This is a genomic window from Actinopolymorpha rutila, from assembly GCF_013407855.1.
GTDB classification, from domain to species: domain Bacteria; phylum Actinomycetota; class Actinomycetes; order Propionibacteriales; family Actinopolymorphaceae; genus Actinopolymorpha; species Actinopolymorpha rutila.
Genome location: NZ_JACBZH010000001.1, coordinates 1,351,537 through 1,366,666, shown reverse-complemented (window position 1 = coordinate 1,366,666; position 15,130 = coordinate 1,351,537). Strand labels below are relative to the sequence as shown.

At 66.9% G+C, this 15,130-nt stretch carries 17 protein-coding genes and 1 tRNA gene; 14 read left to right on the top strand and 4 right to left on the bottom strand.

All coding sequences use genetic code 11. The features are described 5' to 3' along the window. The first annotated feature begins 48 nt into the window (after window positions 1-48). Window positions 49-306 carry a hypothetical protein gene (locus tag F4554_RS06000; protein ID WP_179786459.1) on the top strand — a complete coding sequence of 86 codons (258 nt, stop codon included), beginning with the start codon at window positions 49-51 and terminating at the stop codon, window positions 304-306. Between the two features lie 193 nt (window positions 307-499). Then, window positions 500-572 (top strand) — tRNA-Arg (locus F4554_RS05995). 28 nt (window positions 573-600) lie between these two features. Here the strand turns inward: F4554_RS05995 and F4554_RS33500 are convergent. Continuing rightward, a complete protein-coding gene (locus F4554_RS33500) occupies window positions 601-1,230 on the bottom strand; it encodes a replication initiator (RefSeq protein WP_179786458.1) in 630 nt (209 codons plus the stop codon). Window positions 1,231-1,792: 562 nt separating this feature from the next. Between F4554_RS33500 and F4554_RS05985 the strand changes: the two genes are divergently transcribed. Then, window positions 1,793-2,167: a DUF2750 domain-containing protein gene (locus tag F4554_RS05985; protein ID WP_179786457.1), complete on the top strand. Its 375-nt coding sequence runs from the start codon at window positions 1,793-1,795 to the stop codon at window positions 2,165-2,167. 326 nt (window positions 2,168-2,493) lie between these two features. Here F4554_RS05985 and F4554_RS05980 read toward each other — a convergent pair whose 3' ends face one another. Then, window positions 2,494-3,024 (bottom strand): hypothetical protein, encoded by a 531-nt coding sequence (locus F4554_RS05980; RefSeq protein ID WP_179786456.1) that lies wholly within the window; start codon window positions 3,022-3,024, stop codon window positions 2,494-2,496. Between the two features lie 480 nt (window positions 3,025-3,504). Between F4554_RS05980 and F4554_RS05975 the strand changes: the two genes are divergently transcribed. The 6 genes from F4554_RS05975 (at window position 3,505) to F4554_RS05950 (ending at window position 9,594) form a co-directional block, all read left to right on the top strand. Next, window positions 3,505-3,864, top strand: a complete 360-nt coding sequence (locus F4554_RS05975) for a hypothetical protein (RefSeq protein ID WP_179786455.1) — start codon at window positions 3,505-3,507, stop codon at window positions 3,862-3,864. A gap of 531 nt (window positions 3,865-4,395) precedes the next feature. Beyond that, complete coding sequence (locus tag F4554_RS05970; RefSeq protein WP_179786454.1) at window positions 4,396-4,929, top strand: RNA polymerase sigma factor; 534 nt, start codon at window positions 4,396-4,398, stop codon at window positions 4,927-4,929. Continuing rightward, window positions 4,926-5,555, top strand: coding sequence for a hypothetical protein (locus F4554_RS05965; RefSeq protein ID WP_179786453.1), 630 nt, complete (start codon window positions 4,926-4,928; stop codon window positions 5,553-5,555). Before F4554_RS05970 ends, F4554_RS05965 begins: the two co-directional genes overlap by 4 nt. Window positions 5,556-6,418: 863 nt before the next feature. Beyond that, window positions 6,419-6,907 (top strand): hypothetical protein, encoded by a 489-nt coding sequence (locus F4554_RS05960; protein ID WP_179786452.1) that lies wholly within the window; start codon window positions 6,419-6,421, stop codon window positions 6,905-6,907. A 350-nt stretch (window positions 6,908-7,257) separates the two neighbouring features. Beyond that, window positions 7,258-7,791 carry a hypothetical protein gene (locus F4554_RS05955; RefSeq protein WP_179786451.1) on the top strand — a complete coding sequence of 178 codons (534 nt, stop codon included), beginning with the start codon at window positions 7,258-7,260 and terminating at the stop codon, window positions 7,789-7,791. Between the two features lie 897 nt (window positions 7,792-8,688). After that, a complete protein-coding gene (locus F4554_RS05950; protein WP_179786450.1) occupies window positions 8,689-9,594 on the top strand; it encodes a phosphotransferase in 906 nt (301 codons plus the stop codon). 91 nt (window positions 9,595-9,685) lie between these two features. On the opposite strand, the gene F4554_RS05945 is transcribed toward F4554_RS05950, so the two are convergent. Then, window positions 9,686-10,444 carry an SAM-dependent methyltransferase gene (locus F4554_RS05945; protein ID WP_179786449.1) on the bottom strand — a complete coding sequence of 253 codons (759 nt, stop codon included), beginning with the start codon at window positions 10,442-10,444 and terminating at the stop codon, window positions 9,686-9,688. Window positions 10,445-11,013: 569 nt separating this feature from the next. On the opposite strand from F4554_RS05945, the gene F4554_RS05940 reads away from it, so the two are divergent. After that, complete coding sequence (locus tag F4554_RS05940; protein WP_179786448.1) at window positions 11,014-11,766, top strand: class I SAM-dependent methyltransferase; 753 nt, start codon at window positions 11,014-11,016, stop codon at window positions 11,764-11,766. On the opposite strand, the gene F4554_RS05935 is transcribed toward F4554_RS05940, so the two are convergent. Further along, on the bottom strand, window positions 11,739-12,176 hold the full coding sequence (locus tag F4554_RS05935; protein WP_179786447.1) for an NUDIX domain-containing protein: 438 nt from the start codon (window positions 12,174-12,176) through the stop codon (window positions 11,739-11,741). The two genes, F4554_RS05940 and F4554_RS05935, sit on opposite strands and share 28 nt — an antisense overlap. A 336-nt stretch (window positions 12,177-12,512) precedes the next feature. On the opposite strand from F4554_RS05935, the gene F4554_RS05930 reads away from it, so the two are divergent. The 4 genes from F4554_RS05930 (at window position 12,513) to F4554_RS05915 (ending at window position 14,980) form a co-directional block, all read left to right on the top strand. Further along, the gene (locus F4554_RS05930) at window positions 12,513-13,046 is read left to right on the top strand and encodes a hypothetical protein (protein WP_179786446.1); all 534 of its coding nucleotides are present in this window, start codon (window positions 12,513-12,515) and stop codon (window positions 13,044-13,046) included. Between the two features lie 145 nt (window positions 13,047-13,191). Beyond that, on the top strand, window positions 13,192-13,725 hold the full coding sequence (locus F4554_RS05925; RefSeq protein WP_179786445.1) for a hypothetical protein: 534 nt from the start codon (window positions 13,192-13,194) through the stop codon (window positions 13,723-13,725). Window positions 13,726-13,811: 86 nt separating this feature from the next. Beyond that, on the top strand, window positions 13,812-14,420 hold the full coding sequence (locus F4554_RS05920; RefSeq protein WP_337795894.1) for an RNA polymerase sigma factor: 609 nt from the start codon (window positions 13,812-13,814) through the stop codon (window positions 14,418-14,420). Then, window positions 14,417-14,980 carry a hypothetical protein gene (locus tag F4554_RS05915; protein WP_179786443.1) on the top strand — a complete coding sequence of 188 codons (564 nt, stop codon included), beginning with the start codon at window positions 14,417-14,419 and terminating at the stop codon, window positions 14,978-14,980. Before F4554_RS05920 ends, F4554_RS05915 begins: the two co-directional genes overlap by 4 nt. Window positions 14,981-15,130: the final 150 nt, after the last annotated feature.

Sequence of the window (15,130 nt, the reverse complement as noted above, 5' to 3'; positions counted from 1 at the left end):
CCGCGGCGAAATGGCGTACGCCCAGGTGGCGCCGTAGGATGCGCCGTCATGCTGCGCTGTCGGGTCCTCGGCCATCGGTACCGCTTCTCCGCCGAGGGGGAGACCATGGTCTGGCGGTGCCAACGCGGTTGTGGCAACGCCGGCAGCAAGCGCTACCCCACCGCCGCCGACGCGGGTCGGTACGCCGCGGCCTTCGACCGTGAGGACAGTGCGGATCTTGGCCGGCGCGCCCCGCTTGTCGGACTGCTCCCGCTTCGCGTTGTCCGCGCCGTACGCGCCCTGCGCCGGCGTCGGGCGAACGGCTGACGAGCCTCCGGACGGCCCGGCTGGCAGGCACGTCCGGGGGCCGACGTCTGCCGGGGGCCGGGACATGGGCGGGACCATACTCCTGCGAACCGGTTGTCGCAGGTCTCATCCGCGTGGGCCTGGCGGTACCGTCCACGCCAGGGCAGTCCTGGGCATTCGCGACCCTCCGGCGCCCGGTAAGGTGAGCAACCGCGCCCTCGTAGCTCAGGGGATAGAGCAACGGTTTCCTAAACCGTGTGTCGCAGGTTCGAATCCTGCCGGGGGCACCCACCGAACCGCAGGTCAGCGCCATGATCACCGGCCGACCTCCGCCTTCGTCGTCTCCGAACCGTCGTTCTGGCCACGTTCTGGCCACACCCCGGACTGGCCCGCGACCTCATTGAGCCGTGCGGCCCAGGTGTCCATCTCGTCGGGATACAGGTGGCCGTACAGGTCCATCGTCATGACCACCGACGCGTGGCCGAGCACCCGCTGGACCACCTTCGGCGGCGTACACGCGGAGATGTAGAGCGAGGCGGCCGTGTGCCGGAGACCGTGGATGGTGAAACCCTGCAGGCCGGCCGCCTTCACCGCAGGAGTCCACATCCGCTGCCGGAAGTTGCCGACCCGCAGCGGCCCACCCGACACGGTCTCAGGGACGCCCTTGCCGCCGCGCATACCGGCGAGCACCAGCTGGTAGGCATCGGCGCGGTAGATCTCTGCACAGGAAGGGCACACCGACGCCCGGCGATTGCCGCATGCCTTGTAGATCACCCCGTCGGGCATGTCCTCGGTCACGGTCTTCGTCTCGGTGACCTCACCCGTTCTGGTGTTGACGTTGGTGGTGCGGACCATGCCCGCCAACCGCACCGGCTGGGAACAACCCGCTGCCGAATGCACGTGCGAGAGCCAGCGCCGGTAATCGGAAGATGCGCCGCGGGCCATCGCGGTCACAGTGGCGCCGCTGGGTCGGGCTAAGCGACCACGGGCAGATCATGACCGGCTGGGTCGGACTCGGAAAGTCCGAAGAGGAGGCCCGCGGGATCATCGACCAGCTCGGCGCCGACGAGCGCAAGCCTGCATGACGTCAGCGAGGTCATCGTCACCGCACCCGACGCCAACTGGATCGCAGCCTTAACCCGCCAGCTCGTCGACGAGCGACATTCCCACAGTTGGCAAGGCTCGCGTGGCCCTCCTATCCGTAGGCAGCCGAAGTCGGCCGGGACAGTCCGAGATCGTCCAACCCTCCTGTTGGCAATCGCGTTAGCAACGAGCGACGCATTACGAGTGGGTTCCGGCGCGCGTGGCGTCGCGGCAGCTAGCTGGCGTGGAGCGTGGTTTGATGCGGAGGGCGTTGATCGTTAACGTCCAGTAAGGGCAGTTCGGGGGCACGTGAGGGGCACGAGTGCGGCTCTCCCACCCCTGCCTTGCAGAGGGCACCCGCTTACGAATCGCCGAGGCGGTACCGTCAGCAGGGCGAGTGAAGGACTTCGCAGGGACGGGGGCCATGAGCCAGAGTGCGTCACAGGCGTCTGCCTTCTTCGAGGAAGCGGTGCACAGCCAGGTGGTCTGGACCCTGCGTGATCGTGACGGCATCCCTGCGCCGCAGAACGAAGACGGCAGGAGGGCGATGCCCTTCTGGTCGACCGAGGCCCGGGTGAAGCGCCTTATCTCGACTGTTCCCTCGTACGCCGGCTTCGAGCCGGAGAGTATCCCGCTCAAGACCTGGCGGGACCGCTGGTTGCCCGGCCTTCGACGAGACAGCTTGCTTGTCGGTCTCAACTGGACTGGTGCTCGTGCGACTGGCTACGACCTTGAACCCGCTTCGGTCGTCGATCGGCTGGCACTCGCGGAGCGCCCCGGGCCGACGGCGCGCCAGTAATAGCCAGCTTGGAAGATCAGCGCTCACGGGCACCGGGCTCAGGCGTAGCGGTGGGAACCTCGAACTGACCGCTGGCGACCGATGATCACCGAGGCGTGGCCGCGGCGTGTGGCACGTATGTGGCACGGCAGCTGACAGCTTGGGAAGCATGGAGGTCGGAGCGCCTACGCGGTCGGGTGGCGGGATCGACGGCATGGGTGACCTGGCCATCTCCTCCTTAGCCTCGTCGGCGGCACGTGATGGCTCGGCTGATCCTGTCGATGTGGGCCTTCGCGGCCGAGTCTGTTGCCGGGTGTCTCAGCCTCAAGTCCAGCGGACGTCGTGGATCATTCCGGCGTTGCTGGCTGGAAGTCCGTGTACGTCTCACAGCCTTCCCAGCGGCCCCGGTCGAGGTAGTAGACGCTTGCTGGCCGTCGGTCGTAGGTGCCATCGTCGTAGCCGATGCGCACCGTGTCGTAGGCCCCGTCCTTCTTGACCCCGAGTGCGTTGTTGTAGGCCTTCTTGAGTGTGGGCGGCGCTTCGTCCCATCCGGAGTTTCGGGCGGCTGTGTTGAGTGGCTTGACCCCGGTGGTCTTGCTGTCCTTAACGGTGATCGACCAGGCGCTCTTGGGCCGGTCGCCGCACCTGCCGTCGAAGTACCTGAGGGTGTAGGTGTAGTCGGTGATGTCATCCCATTGCGCGGTCCGGGTCTTCGCGGCCCCGATGGCCGCCGCCCCGCAGCCACTCGCCAGCAGCACGACGACCGCGGCCATTCCGGCGACTGCTCCGGCACCTGCCTGAGAGATCTTTGAGCGGGCCACGCGCCTGACCTCCTCCACCCTCGCCACACGGCGGGCCGAACCCACGTCGTGTGCCACCGGGGTGAGCGACAGCGTGCCTCAACGTCGGCGCGGGCCGCAAGGTCTCGCTGATCACAGTTCCCCGTCGTTCTCGCAACCAGCCAGATTGAAGGTCGCAGCGGAGGCGGTCAATGGTCGGCGGAGCCGATCACGAAGTGACGCCGAAGGCGCCATTGACGGCCGGAGTGGAGACCGGAGACTGGCCTGCGAGGAGGGCGGGGCGTGCACGTTCGTGGGTCGCTCAGGACGAGCCGGTCCTCACCCCGCGCGGAGGGGGACCTCAGGGGCCGTTGGGCCGATGAGGTGGGGCAGATCTTGGCGCACACTGACGGCATGTCCTCTACACGGCGTTGGGTAGCGACACGCCGCACCATGCTCCTAGCAGCGTTGGCCTCAGCCGTCGCGGTTTCCGGCGTCGGGGGTTCTGCCGCCTCGGCCGGATCGGGGGATCCTTCGTTGTTGCCGCCTGGAGGCCGCCGGTACGACAGCGAGCGCTTTGTGGTCGTGCCCGCGCCGGCCGGAACGCTGTCGGAGATCTCCGCGGAGCAGGCGGCGACGCGTGCGGAGCATCTGTGGAACCGGCCTGATCAGCCCGAGGCCGAGCTGATGATCGCGAACGGCGGTGTCCTCGTTGACGAGGACCACCCCACGACCAGCGGAGGCTACGGGCTTACGGATCGACTCGTTTGGGTGCTCACCTGGCGGGACGTGCCAGGCGTGATCCGTGGCCCGCGAGTGTCGCCGGAGAGCGTGCAGGAGATCCGCCGCCGAATGCTGTTCACCGATACCGTCATCGTCGACGCGACCACGGGTCAGGTGCTCTACGTGGCGCAACATGGCGAGCGGCGTGCCGAGTGAGTCCGTCCGGTGAGCCCGACGACGGCGCCCTAGCGCCGCCCGCAGGGCGGCCGGGCGGTTGCGCCGCGTCAGCGGCGCCTTGACCTCGTTTAGAGCCTCTTTCGGCAATGAAAGGTCATGACGGCATCGTTCTCTATCAGCTCTGTCCGCAGTGCGTGTCCGTTGTGCTCCGACAGTTGATCCGCGACACATTTCCGTCAGCTGACGTGCGACGGCCTAGAAGTCTGTAGGCGGTCTGACGAACCGCCAACGCACGGATCTGCCGATGTGCGGACGGCGTCACGATGCTGTCTCAGGCGCAGTGAAAGTCAGCTCAGATCTCTCCGTGTCGACAATGAGTCATCGGTAGGTGGTGCGCGTTTGACCGAGGCGTGCCGATCTCGCCTGAGTGATCGTCCCGATGGTGCACCATGAAGCCCTGAGCAAAGACGGACCATTCTGGCCCCGGTGGGAGCATCGGTCGCGGGGCGCAGCGTGGCGGGTGTGCTTCCGTGATGTTGTGGCGGGCCTGGTAAAGGAATTCAGGGGTCAATGCGTACTTGGGGCGTGGAGCGGAGACGACAGGAATTCACCGAGTTCTACACCGCCTGCAGGGATGACTGCCTGCGGATCGTGCTGGTCAATGTCGGCGACAGGCAGCTCGCTGAGGATCTGGTGGCCGAGGCGTTCACTCGGGCCTGGATGTCCTGGCGCAAGGTGCGCGAGCATCCTGTGCCACGCGCGTGGGTGGTGCGCACAGCGCTGAACGCCAACGTGTCCTTGTGGAGGCGACGTCGGCGCGAGGTCACGGTCGATGACCCAACAGCGTGGATGCGCCTCGAGGGCAGTCGGCCAGAACGTTCGGCGGACCTGGACCTCGACGATGCCCTGGTGTCGGCGCTGCGGGCGCTTCCGCTCAGGCAGCGCGAAGTGATCACGCTCAGGGTCTTCTTCGACCTGGACGCCGATGCAACAGCGAAGCTGCTCGGCATCTCCCCGGGGACTGTCGGCGCGCACCTGCACCGAGCGCTCGCCACGCTCCGCGCGCAAACACAATCATTTACCGGCCAGGAGGTCACCCGATGAACGACGACTACGTGCTGGCGGCGATGCGAAGCTCGCTCACCGACACCAAAGATGCCCTCACTCACGTGCACATGGAACAGCGGCCCGAAGCGATCATGGCACGGGCTCGCGGCCGCCGGCTGCGCCGAAGCCTGCCGGGGGTGGCGGGTGTCCTGGCGATCGCAACTGTCCTGGCAATGTCCTTGTCCGGCGGACACGCTCCCGCTGATTCGCCGCTGTCCTCTGGCGGTTCACCTGAGGCCGCGGGGATCCACGTCAACCTGGCCGCATGGTCGGTCAATACGTCGCCGACCGGAATGGTGAACGTGACGATCCGCGAGCTGAAGGATCCGGCCGGGTTGAGCGCGACCCTGGCTGAGGCCGGCGTCCCCGTCGTGCTGACATCCGGGCCGGTGTGCACCTCCTCCTACGACCGGCAGCTGCCCCGGGTGGTCCGGAAGCTGCCTGGAAACGGCGACCTCGTGATCATCATCGACCCCAAGGCCATGCCCGCCGGAACGCAACTAGTGATCGGGATCGGCACCCTGCGGATGGGGTCCCAACAGGAGCCTGGTGCGGCGTTCGGGCTTGAAGAGCAGGGGTCTGCGCTGAACTGTCCCGCCGGCGCCAAGACAGTCACCAGGTAGCGCCCATTGCCCGCGCATCGCCATGGCCGGACGCTAGACCAGCCCATCAGATGACGACCCGAACCGTGAACCTCGTGCCAGACATGGGGTTCACGGTTGGCCGTGGCCACCCGCGAGCTCTTCACCCGCACATCAAGTCGGGCCAATCGGTTGCAGATGGCGCGTCTTCCCGCCGCCGCCGGCGCGCGAGAGCGCATGGGACTGCTTGATATGTGGGTGGTCCTGCGAGATCAGAGTCTCAAGTCCCCGACGCGCCGTCCGAGCCAGCCTAGGTGGCAGGAAGCAGTGTGCCTTGCCAGTCCACTGCCAGCGTATCGATTTGAGGTCGAGTGCTTGGGCGGGCGGACGACCCTCCACCAGCCCGTGACTGCGACCGCACAGACATGCCTACGAACATCCGCAACTGCCGCGATCCGCGCGCTCGGCGTCGCACATCACCTGGCGGTCGAGTGTCGTGCATCACCCGACGGAGGACCGCAGTGCGTGTCCGTGATCGGTGAAGAGTTTCCCTACGTCTTCAAGGGCGGCCACAGGCCGCCGCGCGCCCGCCCGAACGGCGCCGGCTCTCCCTCCGCGCGTTCGGCGCCCGGTCGGCCGGCGCGGCTGGGCGCGGCAAGAGGGCCGCCAGAACACTGGCGACCCTCATCACGTCCCGCTGCGCGGGACCAAACTGTGTGCGGCTGGTGCCGGGTGCCCGCTTCCACTTCCGGCTTGCGGAGGGACCTGCCATGCTCTCGCGATGAGTGCGGATAGCAGCTCGTGGCCTCCGCGAGGCCAGGCGGTGCGGGTCACCCTCGCCATCAGCCTCAGCCGGTCCCGCGCTTTCCGCTTCGCCCTCACTGGAGCCCGCGGACGGGACCAGCGTGAGCAGTGACGCGCTGTGGAGCGTAACCGCCGGGGCAGCAATGCTGCTGTTCGCGTACGTGCAGCTGTTCAACCTCGTGACCCGAAGGATCCGCGGTGCAGCGTCATTACTCGCTCTGGCCGTGTCGGTGGCATGTTGGGTACACGGCGAGCAAGCTCTCACGGTCAGCGTCGCCGGCCTCGTTCTCCTCATCGGTGTGCTCGCGAAGAAGTGGGAGTGGGAGGTGGGCGACTTCCTGGACGAGCTATACCCCGACCGTCGAGCCGGAAGGCAGGTCGGACTGTGGGTCAACTGGGTTTTCAACCCGGTCATGCTGCTGACTGCTCGCCGGCGACTCTTCCGAGATCCCCAGTTACGCGAACGGTTGGAATCCTTGTCGTTCGGGGCCCCAGGTAGCGGACCGCGCGAGGTTGATTCGTCGAAGAGGCCCGGGGGCGGCACCGGTGGCCGCCATAGGTCCTCTACCGAAGATCGACGGACGTTGTAGTCCCCGCTGGAGGCAACGGCGCAGTTGCGCTGGACAGCAGAGAAGTACAGCAACCAGGCCAGCCGGAGGCACTCGATTACGATCACTAGCAACTCGCTGACCTGCGCGAACACACTTCGCCGACCATCGCGCCCGTTGATGGCATCAAGAGGCGCACGGCTGCAGGCAGTGAGCTGCCTGCAGGGCCGGATGAAGCTACGCGACCACCCCGACCTCTGAGAGCGAGCCAGGGCACCGGCCGAATCCGCCGATCCTCGGCGTCGCACCCTCCGCCAGCAGCTCGTCCCGTGACCTGCAGCGACGTTCGGAAACAGCCGCCGCGACCACCATCGGACTGCGATCATGCCCGCATGAAGCTGATCAAGGCACGGCCGCGGCCAGAGGAGACCATCGCCATCCTCATCGTCGTGGCCGCGATCGGTGTCGCCGGCTGGTTCGCACACCGAGGCACCCACAGCTTCACAGACCGCGGCTTTGTCCAGGAGCAACTCGCCAAGGCGGAGGGTGGTCAGGTCCTCTTCCTGCCCGTCAAGCTGCCCGACGGCTACGAAGCCCCAGAGTTCTATGCCCCGCTCACCAACGGCTCTGACTCCGACGCCGCCACGGCGTGGTTCGCCAGCTTCCAGCCGATCAACTACGACGTCTTCGACCATCAACCACCGCCGGTCGAGATGTGCGTCCAACGCATCGACGACCCGAGCCGACCCTGTTCCGGGCTCAGCGGATCCGGACCCGAGCCAGAAGCTGACCGAGACCCCTACATCGAGCACAGAATCGGCACCACACTCGTGGTCATCAACGCGATGCTGGACGTGCCCGAACTTGACGAGTGGCAACATGTCGAGTTCACCAACAACCTCAACAAGGTGACCTGGCTCCACTAGCGCCACGAGATGTGCCCCGCTTCGACGGCGCCGACGCGTGCCTCGCGTGGTCTCAGTTGTTGTCTCAACTCCCACTCGTTCAGGCGTGTTCAGGATCCACCACAGGACCTGCATCCACGCCTGGACGAGGCCCACCAGCCATCCCCAAACAGCCTCCGTGCTGCCTCGTAATGAGTAGCTGCCGGGCATATCTCCTACTGGCCGGCCCTCCCTAAGCGGCTGTAACCGCCTCATACGGTCCGCGCGGCCAGGACAATGAGCAGGTGGACCAGAGCGACGCCGGCGACGAGTGGGACGAGCGCCACAAGCAGCGCGTCCGCTGGATGACCTACGCTCGCCCATCACCAGGTGGATGGACACCGCCAGCAGGAGTCCGACCCGGCTGGAACTGGACGCCACCCGATGGCGTCGAACCGCACCTCGAACGGGTACCGCGATGGGTTCGAATCTGGTTCTGGACGCCATGGCTCGACCGGTACGCCCACGAGTGGCTCTGGCATCACGGCGGCTTCGACGTCCTCCCTCCCGACGCTCCCGCGCAGCCTTGAAAGTGGCCGCGTTTTGGCCACACTGCATCCCCAGAAGACGCCAAACGATCATCAATGGCGCCAGGAAAAGTCGCAGGTCAGCCGCCGTTTTGAGCCCAAACGAGAACACCTGGACCAGCTTCCTAAACCGTGTGTCGCAGGTTCGAATCCTGCCGGGGGCACCCACCGAACCGCAGGTCACAGCCATGATCACCGGCTGGCCTCTGCTTTTGTCACCTCCGGAAGCGTCAGGCCCGCACGAGCAGCGTCGGGCCCGCACGGCGTGGTCCAGTCGGGCTCCGTCACGTGGGACCCCTCGATCCGAAACCGGGTTGACAGCGGACGGGTCGGACCGTTCGGATGGGCGCTCGTGCGTCCCCGCAGGATCCACGCCGACCAGGCCGACATCGACACGCCGCTCGTCCGCGAGCTGGTGGCCGCTCAGTTCCCGCAGTGGGCCGCGCTGCCGGTGGAGCCGGTCGACTCCGGCGGACTGTGTAACGCGATCTACCGCCTCGGTTCCGACCTGTCCGTACGGCTGCCGCTCCGGCCATCGGTCAATGACGTAGTTCAACGGGAGCACGAGAAACTCGCGACACTCGCGCCGTTCCTGCCTGTGGCCATCCCTTCTGTCGAGGCGATCGGCTCACCCACCGACGCGTTCCCGGGCGAGTGGTCCGTCCACCGCTGGCTCACCGGTACGCACCCCTCCCCCGACGCGCTGGTTGATCCGCGTGGGCTGGCGACGGACCTCGCGGCGTTCGTCGACGCGTTCCGGCGGATCGACCTGCCGGACCGGCAGCCGGCGTATCCGGGCGAGCGCCGGACGCGCGCTCCGATGATCTCGATGGACTCCCCGACACAGAAGGCGATCGGCGAGCTGGATGGTCTGATCGACACGCGCGCAGCCCTGGCGTCGTGGGAGGAGTCGCTCGCGGCGCCATGCGACGGGCGCGAGGTGTGGGTGCACTCGGACCTGACGCCGAGCAACCTGCTCGTGTCGGCGGAGGGCCGGCTGACCGCGGTGCTCGACTTCGAGACGTGCGGTGTCGGCGATCCGGCGTGCGACCTGTTCCCCGTGTGGCACCTGCTGCCGGCGAACCTCCGCGACGAGTTCTGTGCGGCGCTGGACGTGGACGACGCGACGTGGCTCCGCGGACGCGGGCGCGTGCTGTCCCAGGCCCTGATCGTGTTGGCGGACCACAAGGACACCAACCCGGCGATATCGAACTACGCGCGGCACGTCATCCGCGAGGTGCTCGCAACTCCTCGATGAGGGCCGCGGACCGGCGACCCCGCGCAAACCCGGGTGCGGACAAGCTGTCCGACCGACGGGAGAGCAGCCCTCGAATATCAGCGTGCGTGTCTTAGCTGGCGCGTCGAGCGACGACTCGGGAGAGGCTCAGCGTGCGGCCGCCGTCTGCGTGAAGCATCTGAGCTTCTTCCCGTCCCGGCATGCCATTGTCGAGGTCGCAGGCCTCGTTCCACTGCAGCCAGTCGCGCCAACCGTCGGGCAGCAGATCAGCGACCTCGACGGTGACCAGGCCAGTTTTCTCCCAGTGGCGCCGCCACCAGCCCGGGCTGTGCCAGGCGCAGAAGTCCCACTTCCAGTGGGACTCAAGGTGGGGTGGAGGAAGCGACTCGTACTCCTCGACGAGACCAGGCTGAACGATACCGATCTGCCCGCCGGGTTTCACCAAGGATGAGCAGTAGCCGAGATAGAGATCATCGGTGCCGAAGTAGTGGTAGGCGCCGATGCTGACGAGCGCGTCGAAGAAGCCCTCGGCGAAGGGCAGCGCATGCGCCTCCGCATAGATCGGGTGAACCTGGCCTTCCACGCCTGCCTCAGTCACGCGGCGCAGGTTCTCAATCGGCTTGATCCACAGGTCGGTCGCCCATACCTCAACACCGAATTCCTTGGCCAGGAAGATGGAACTCAGGGCAGTGCCACAGCCCAAGTCGAGTACACGCATGCCGGTCTTGAACGGCATGACCTCGGCTAGGGCCTCTGCCTGCCACGCGGGGTTTGGCCCCATCGCACCGTCGACCAACCAACGAGCTGGGTACCCACCAGATCGGGGGTAGCGCTCGTTCCTCAGAAGCACGTCTAGTTCGTCGTCATCCATGCGGCCGGAGTCTGGCTGGGTACCTTCGCCTGGGCAAATGGTTTGTCGCTGGCAAGCCCATACTCCGACTCCGGAACGCCGACGAGCGCCGCCCCCTCTGACCCCTACCAAGTGCAACACCGAGCACCCGCTGGACCACCTTCGGCGGCGTGCACGCCGAGATGTAGAGCGAAGCGGTCGTGTGCCGGAGGCCGTGGATGGTGAAGCCCTCGGGGCCAGCCGCCTTCACCGCCGGGGTCCACACCCGCTGCCGGAAGTTGCCGACCCGGAGCGGCCCACCCTCCGGAGCCGTGAATACCAGCGCGTCACGATCGAGGCCGGCGACCAAGGCGCCGAACCCGGTCACCCCACCAGACGCCGACTGGCTCGCAGCCTTCACCCGCCAGCTCGTCGACGAGCGACTGCGTGTGCCTGCGGTCACCTCCTCAGCCCGCGGCTACCGCAACTACCGGCACTACCAGGCCCGTATCTTGCTACGCAGCCGACGACAGACACGCCGGCGGCGCACACGCTTGAATCAGCAGGCCACCACGGCCAGCTGCGGATGAGTCGGAAAGGAGAGGCTCTTGATGAGTGAAGAGTTCTACTCGCACGCGAGGCTGTACGACCTGATGTTCCCGGGCGGCGGGCCCGCAGTCGACTTCTACCGGGCCGACGCCAATCGGCAAGGCGGGCGCGTGTTGGAACTCGGGTGCGGCACCGGGCACAAGCTGATCCCCATCGCGTCCGACGGGCATCCGTGCGTCGGCCTGGACTTCTCGTCGGACATGCTGGCTGAGGCTGAGCGTAAGGCGAACGAGCGCGGTGTAGCGGTGGAATGGATGCAGGGCGACATGCGGGCCTTCGACCTGGGCCGCACATTCGACTTCGTGTTCATCACTGCCAATTCCCTGCTGCATCTGCACGAGGCTGAGGATCTGGTGAGCTGCTTCCGGTCGGTTCGACGACACCTGGCGCCTGGAGCACGGTTCGTCTTCGATGTGTTCAACCCGAACGTGCGCCTACTCGCCGAAGCCGACGGCGTACGGCGCACCCGGGAGTCGTTGTCGTTCATGGATCCTGACCGGGGCAACGTGACCGTCGATGTCGCTGGGATCTACGATGCGCGCGCGCAAGTTACACGCGGGACGTGGTACCTCTCGACCGACTCCGAGCCCGACTTCGTGGTCGCACCGCTCGAACTGAGGAACATCTTCCCGCAGGAACTGCCGCTGCTCGTCTCGCTCGGCGGCCTTCGGCTCGTCGAGCGCTTCGGCGACTGGTCCGGTCGACCATTTGCCGTGGACACGCCGCTTCAACTCTGCATCTGCGAGTCCGCGTGACTGAAGGCGAGAGCACCGGCCTGGACGGCGCTCAGGATGCTCGACAGGCTTTCCGGGTGGGCCAGCTTCAAGTCCGCGAGATCGCTGGGCCGGAACCAGCGAAGATCGTCGTGCTCCTCGGGCGCGGCGATGACGGGTTCCCCATCCCAACGCGTGACGAGGAACCCGTGCATGTTGAGGGCGGGGTCGCTGACTGTCATCGGGATGGGCAGGGGGTCGTGGACGTGAACACCGACTTCTTCGAGGCATTCCCGAATGACGGCCTGGTGAGGTAATTCGCCTGGCTCGACGTGTCCGCCGACAAGGGCCCAGCGGTCGGGATACGCCTGACGCATCGGGTGGCGATGCGCCATCAGCACGAGACCGTCGCGCACAAGTGCGGCGGTTGCGATCGGAATCGGGGCGACCATGGCGGCATACTAGGCGCGAACGCAGACATGCCGTAGAGAAGGTTGTCCGTACAGCTCATGCGCTCGACCGGGCCGCCCTCGCCGTCCCGAGCCGCGCTGCTGCTGGTCAGGCGTGATGCCTGGCATGGGTGGCCGGTGACCCATCATCTGCCGCCCTGTGGCCAGGGACGCCACCGCCGTCGGCGGTCGGACGAGCCCGAGAGATGACGATGTTCAGCGTGGTTCCGCCCGTAGGGTGCCACCATGTCAGCGGAGTGGGGTGCGGAGGCCCCGGTGCGCCCAAGACGCGTGCTCGTCCTTGGTGGTCCTGGCGGTGTTACGGCCGAAGTGGCGACCATGGTCGCCATGTCCCGGGGCCTGATGCCGCACCAGCGCCACGACCTGGATCGACTGGCCTACGAGCCACCAGCCCACCAGGCGAACGCACAGTTCCGGGAGTGGACGAGAGTTTCCGACCAGGCACGTCGCGAACGGGCTGCCGCACTTGCCAGTAACGCCCGCTGGGTGGCAAGCGGTCAGTATGCCGGCTGGACCGAAGCACTGCGTGATGCAGCAGATGTCATCCTGTGGCTCGACCCCTCAGCGCCGGCAGCCACTGTGGGTGTCCTGCAGCACGCCATTGTGTGGCGCTGGCGCGGGAGCCGTGACTGGGACTTACGATCCATGGTCCAAGCTGCACGTGGAGCATGGAGCTACCCCTCCCGGCCGCAAGCAACCGCCGAGGAGCTGAGAGAACGGGACGAGGCCAACGGAGCCCGCACACTTGAGGTGTTCCTATCGCCGGTTTCCAACAAGGTCATCCGCTGCCGTTCTCTCAAAGAGGTCGTCGAGACGATCGAGCGGCTAAGCGGCAGGTCCCGAGCAACCTAGCCTGACCGTCCTGCATGTGGCGGCACTGCTCCGTCAAGCATCTTCTGGCACACGACTCGTGCCTGGCTTCACCGGCCAATCCCTCCAGCCCTTCGAGCTGCGGATTCTGCTTCCAGGGGCTCCAGGACGATGCCATGATCACGCAATGGATCAGCCCCGCCGGCGCGTACCCCACTCCATGTGGATCGCCCTCGCAGTCGTCACAGCCGTCAGTGGCTGGTTCCTGTGGCTCGGCGGAGACGTGGTGAGCGCCAACCGCGAGCCAGACAAGTCGAGTCGCGAGTACGTCGCAGACCAGCGCGACCGGGCGGAAGGCGTTCCCCTGCTTCTGCCGGTGAAACTCCCCGACGGATACGACTACGGCCGTGAGTACGAGTACAACCACACCGCTGATCCCAGCGACCCCGACGACAACCCCACCTACGCCGACACCCGCGAGATCTTGTTCATGCCGATCGGCGGCGTCCAGAAGCACGGCGGACTGCCAGCCATCGGTCTGTGCGTGGAAGCCGCCCACTCCAAGCAGACCGCCTGCCCCATCGGCCCGCACCATCTGCTGCGTCACCACGGACAGTCCCTGCTCCACATATACGCCGCCAGCGACGGCGACCAGGACCTCACCACCTGGAAGAACGTGGGGTTTACCACCGATCTCGACAAGGTGACCTGGCTGCACTGAGCGGGCCGGGCCACACGAGGAAGGGTGACGCACACCTGTCCGGCCTCGCCATGTAACGCTGACAGTGCTCGCGGCAAAGGATGGGTGTGAACGAAGACCAGGGCATCGGCTCGATCGGGACGGACCCGGACCGTTTCGAGGTGTTCTATCGCGAGCATCTCGACGCGGTACAGCGGTTCGTCGCCCGCCGAGTCGACGACCCGCACACCGCGGCCGACCTCACCGCCGACATCTTCGTGGCGGTGATCGAGTCGGCCACGAGTTACCGGGCCGGCCTCGGGCCACCGCGGGCCTGGGTCTTCGGAATAGCTCGCAACGTGGTAGCCATGGAGCACCGGCGAAGTGCCCGCTACGCCAGCGCGGTTGGCCGCCTCGAAGGCCGGAGAGTGCTGGAGGCAGATGCCCTGGAGCGAGCCATGGAGCGCATCGACGCTGCACAGAACGCGCGCCGACTGCACGGACAGCTCCAGGAGTTGGCACCCGGACTACGCGCCGTCTTCGAACTGGTCAGCATCGACGGGCTCAGCGTCGCCGACGCTGCCGCGGTCCTCAAGATCAGCCCTGGCAACGCGCGCGTACGCCTGCACCGAGCCCGACGGCAACTGGCCCGGAGCCTCGACCTGATGGAGGCACCCCCGGAGGCACCCACCGAGACAGCCGCTGAGGCGCCCGCGCTGGCAGGAGAAATCTCATGAACACAGATCTCGACACGTTTGAGACGGACCTGCTGAGCGAGCTTCGAGCCAGGGTCGCGGCGCGATCCGTGGATCAGCCACGGTCGCGGCCAACGCCCAGTCGACGGTCGTGGCGCCGGACAGCGGCCGGGTGCGGCGCCGTCGCGGCTGCGACCGCGGGCGCGTTCCTCTTTCCCGGTGTTGTCACCAGCCCGGCGTACGCCGTGCAGAACGGCCCTGGTGGAACCGTCGACGTCCAGGTCAACCGACTGGAGGACGCCGCCGGGCTGCGGCGGGCACTCGCCGATCACGGCGTACGAGCTGACGTGCTGTATCTCGGCGACAACCTGAGGTGCTCGCCCGATCGCTACCGCCGCGCCACGGCCGTCCCGGACAGCTCCACGCGGTTCGTTGTCGGTGGTGAGGGCATCTCGGTCGAACTCGACCGGCGCGACGTTGCGCACGGCGAGACAGTGGTCATCGCCGCGTCGCGCGTTCCTGACGGCGTGTACGCCGAGGTCGGGATCGCGAGCGGTCCGGTCGGAGGCTGCCGACCAACCCCGCTGTCCGGCGACAGCTGAACCTGGGTGCCGAAGGATTGGTGACACCTGCGCTTGCCCGGATCAGGGCACGGCGCGCCGCATGACGCAGTTTCCGATTCCCTTGCTGCGAACGAACTCGAAGCCCGCCTGTTCGAACAGGGTCCGGGTGCCGTTGTACAGGACCGCCTT

Bases quoted from the DNA above. Each gene is read 5' to 3' on its own strand.
- F4554_RS06000 (WP_179786459.1), top strand. From the start codon at position 49: ATGCTGCGCTGTCGGGTCCTCGGCCATCGGTACCGCTTCTCCGCCGAG.
- F4554_RS33500 (WP_179786458.1), bottom strand. From the start codon at position 1,230: ATGGCCCGCGGCGCATCTTCCGATTACCGGCGCTGGCTCTCGCACGTG.
- F4554_RS05985 (WP_179786457.1), top strand. From the start codon at position 1,793: ATGAGCCAGAGTGCGTCACAGGCGTCTGCCTTCTTCGAGGAAGCGGTG.
- F4554_RS05970 (WP_179786454.1), top strand. From the start codon at position 4,396: ATGCGTACTTGGGGCGTGGAGCGGAGACGACAGGAATTCACCGAGTTC.
- F4554_RS05965 (WP_179786453.1), top strand. From the start codon at position 4,926: ATGAACGACGACTACGTGCTGGCGGCGATGCGAAGCTCGCTCACCGAC.
- F4554_RS05955 (WP_179786451.1), top strand. From the start codon at position 7,258: ATGAAGCTGATCAAGGCACGGCCGCGGCCAGAGGAGACCATCGCCATC.
- F4554_RS05945 (WP_179786449.1), bottom strand. From the start codon at position 10,444: ATGGATGACGACGAACTAGACGTGCTTCTGAGGAACGAGCGCTACCCC.
- F4554_RS05940 (WP_179786448.1), top strand. From the start codon at position 11,014: ATGAGTGAAGAGTTCTACTCGCACGCGAGGCTGTACGACCTGATGTTC.
- F4554_RS05935 (WP_179786447.1), bottom strand. From the start codon at position 12,176: ATGGTCGCCCCGATTCCGATCGCAACCGCCGCACTTGTGCGCGACGGT.
- F4554_RS05930 (WP_179786446.1), top strand. From the start codon at position 12,513: ATGGTCGCCATGTCCCGGGGCCTGATGCCGCACCAGCGCCACGACCTG.
- F4554_RS05925 (WP_179786445.1), top strand. From the start codon at position 13,192: ATGGATCAGCCCCGCCGGCGCGTACCCCACTCCATGTGGATCGCCCTC.
- F4554_RS05915 (WP_179786443.1), top strand. From the start codon at position 14,417: ATGAACACAGATCTCGACACGTTTGAGACGGACCTGCTGAGCGAGCTT.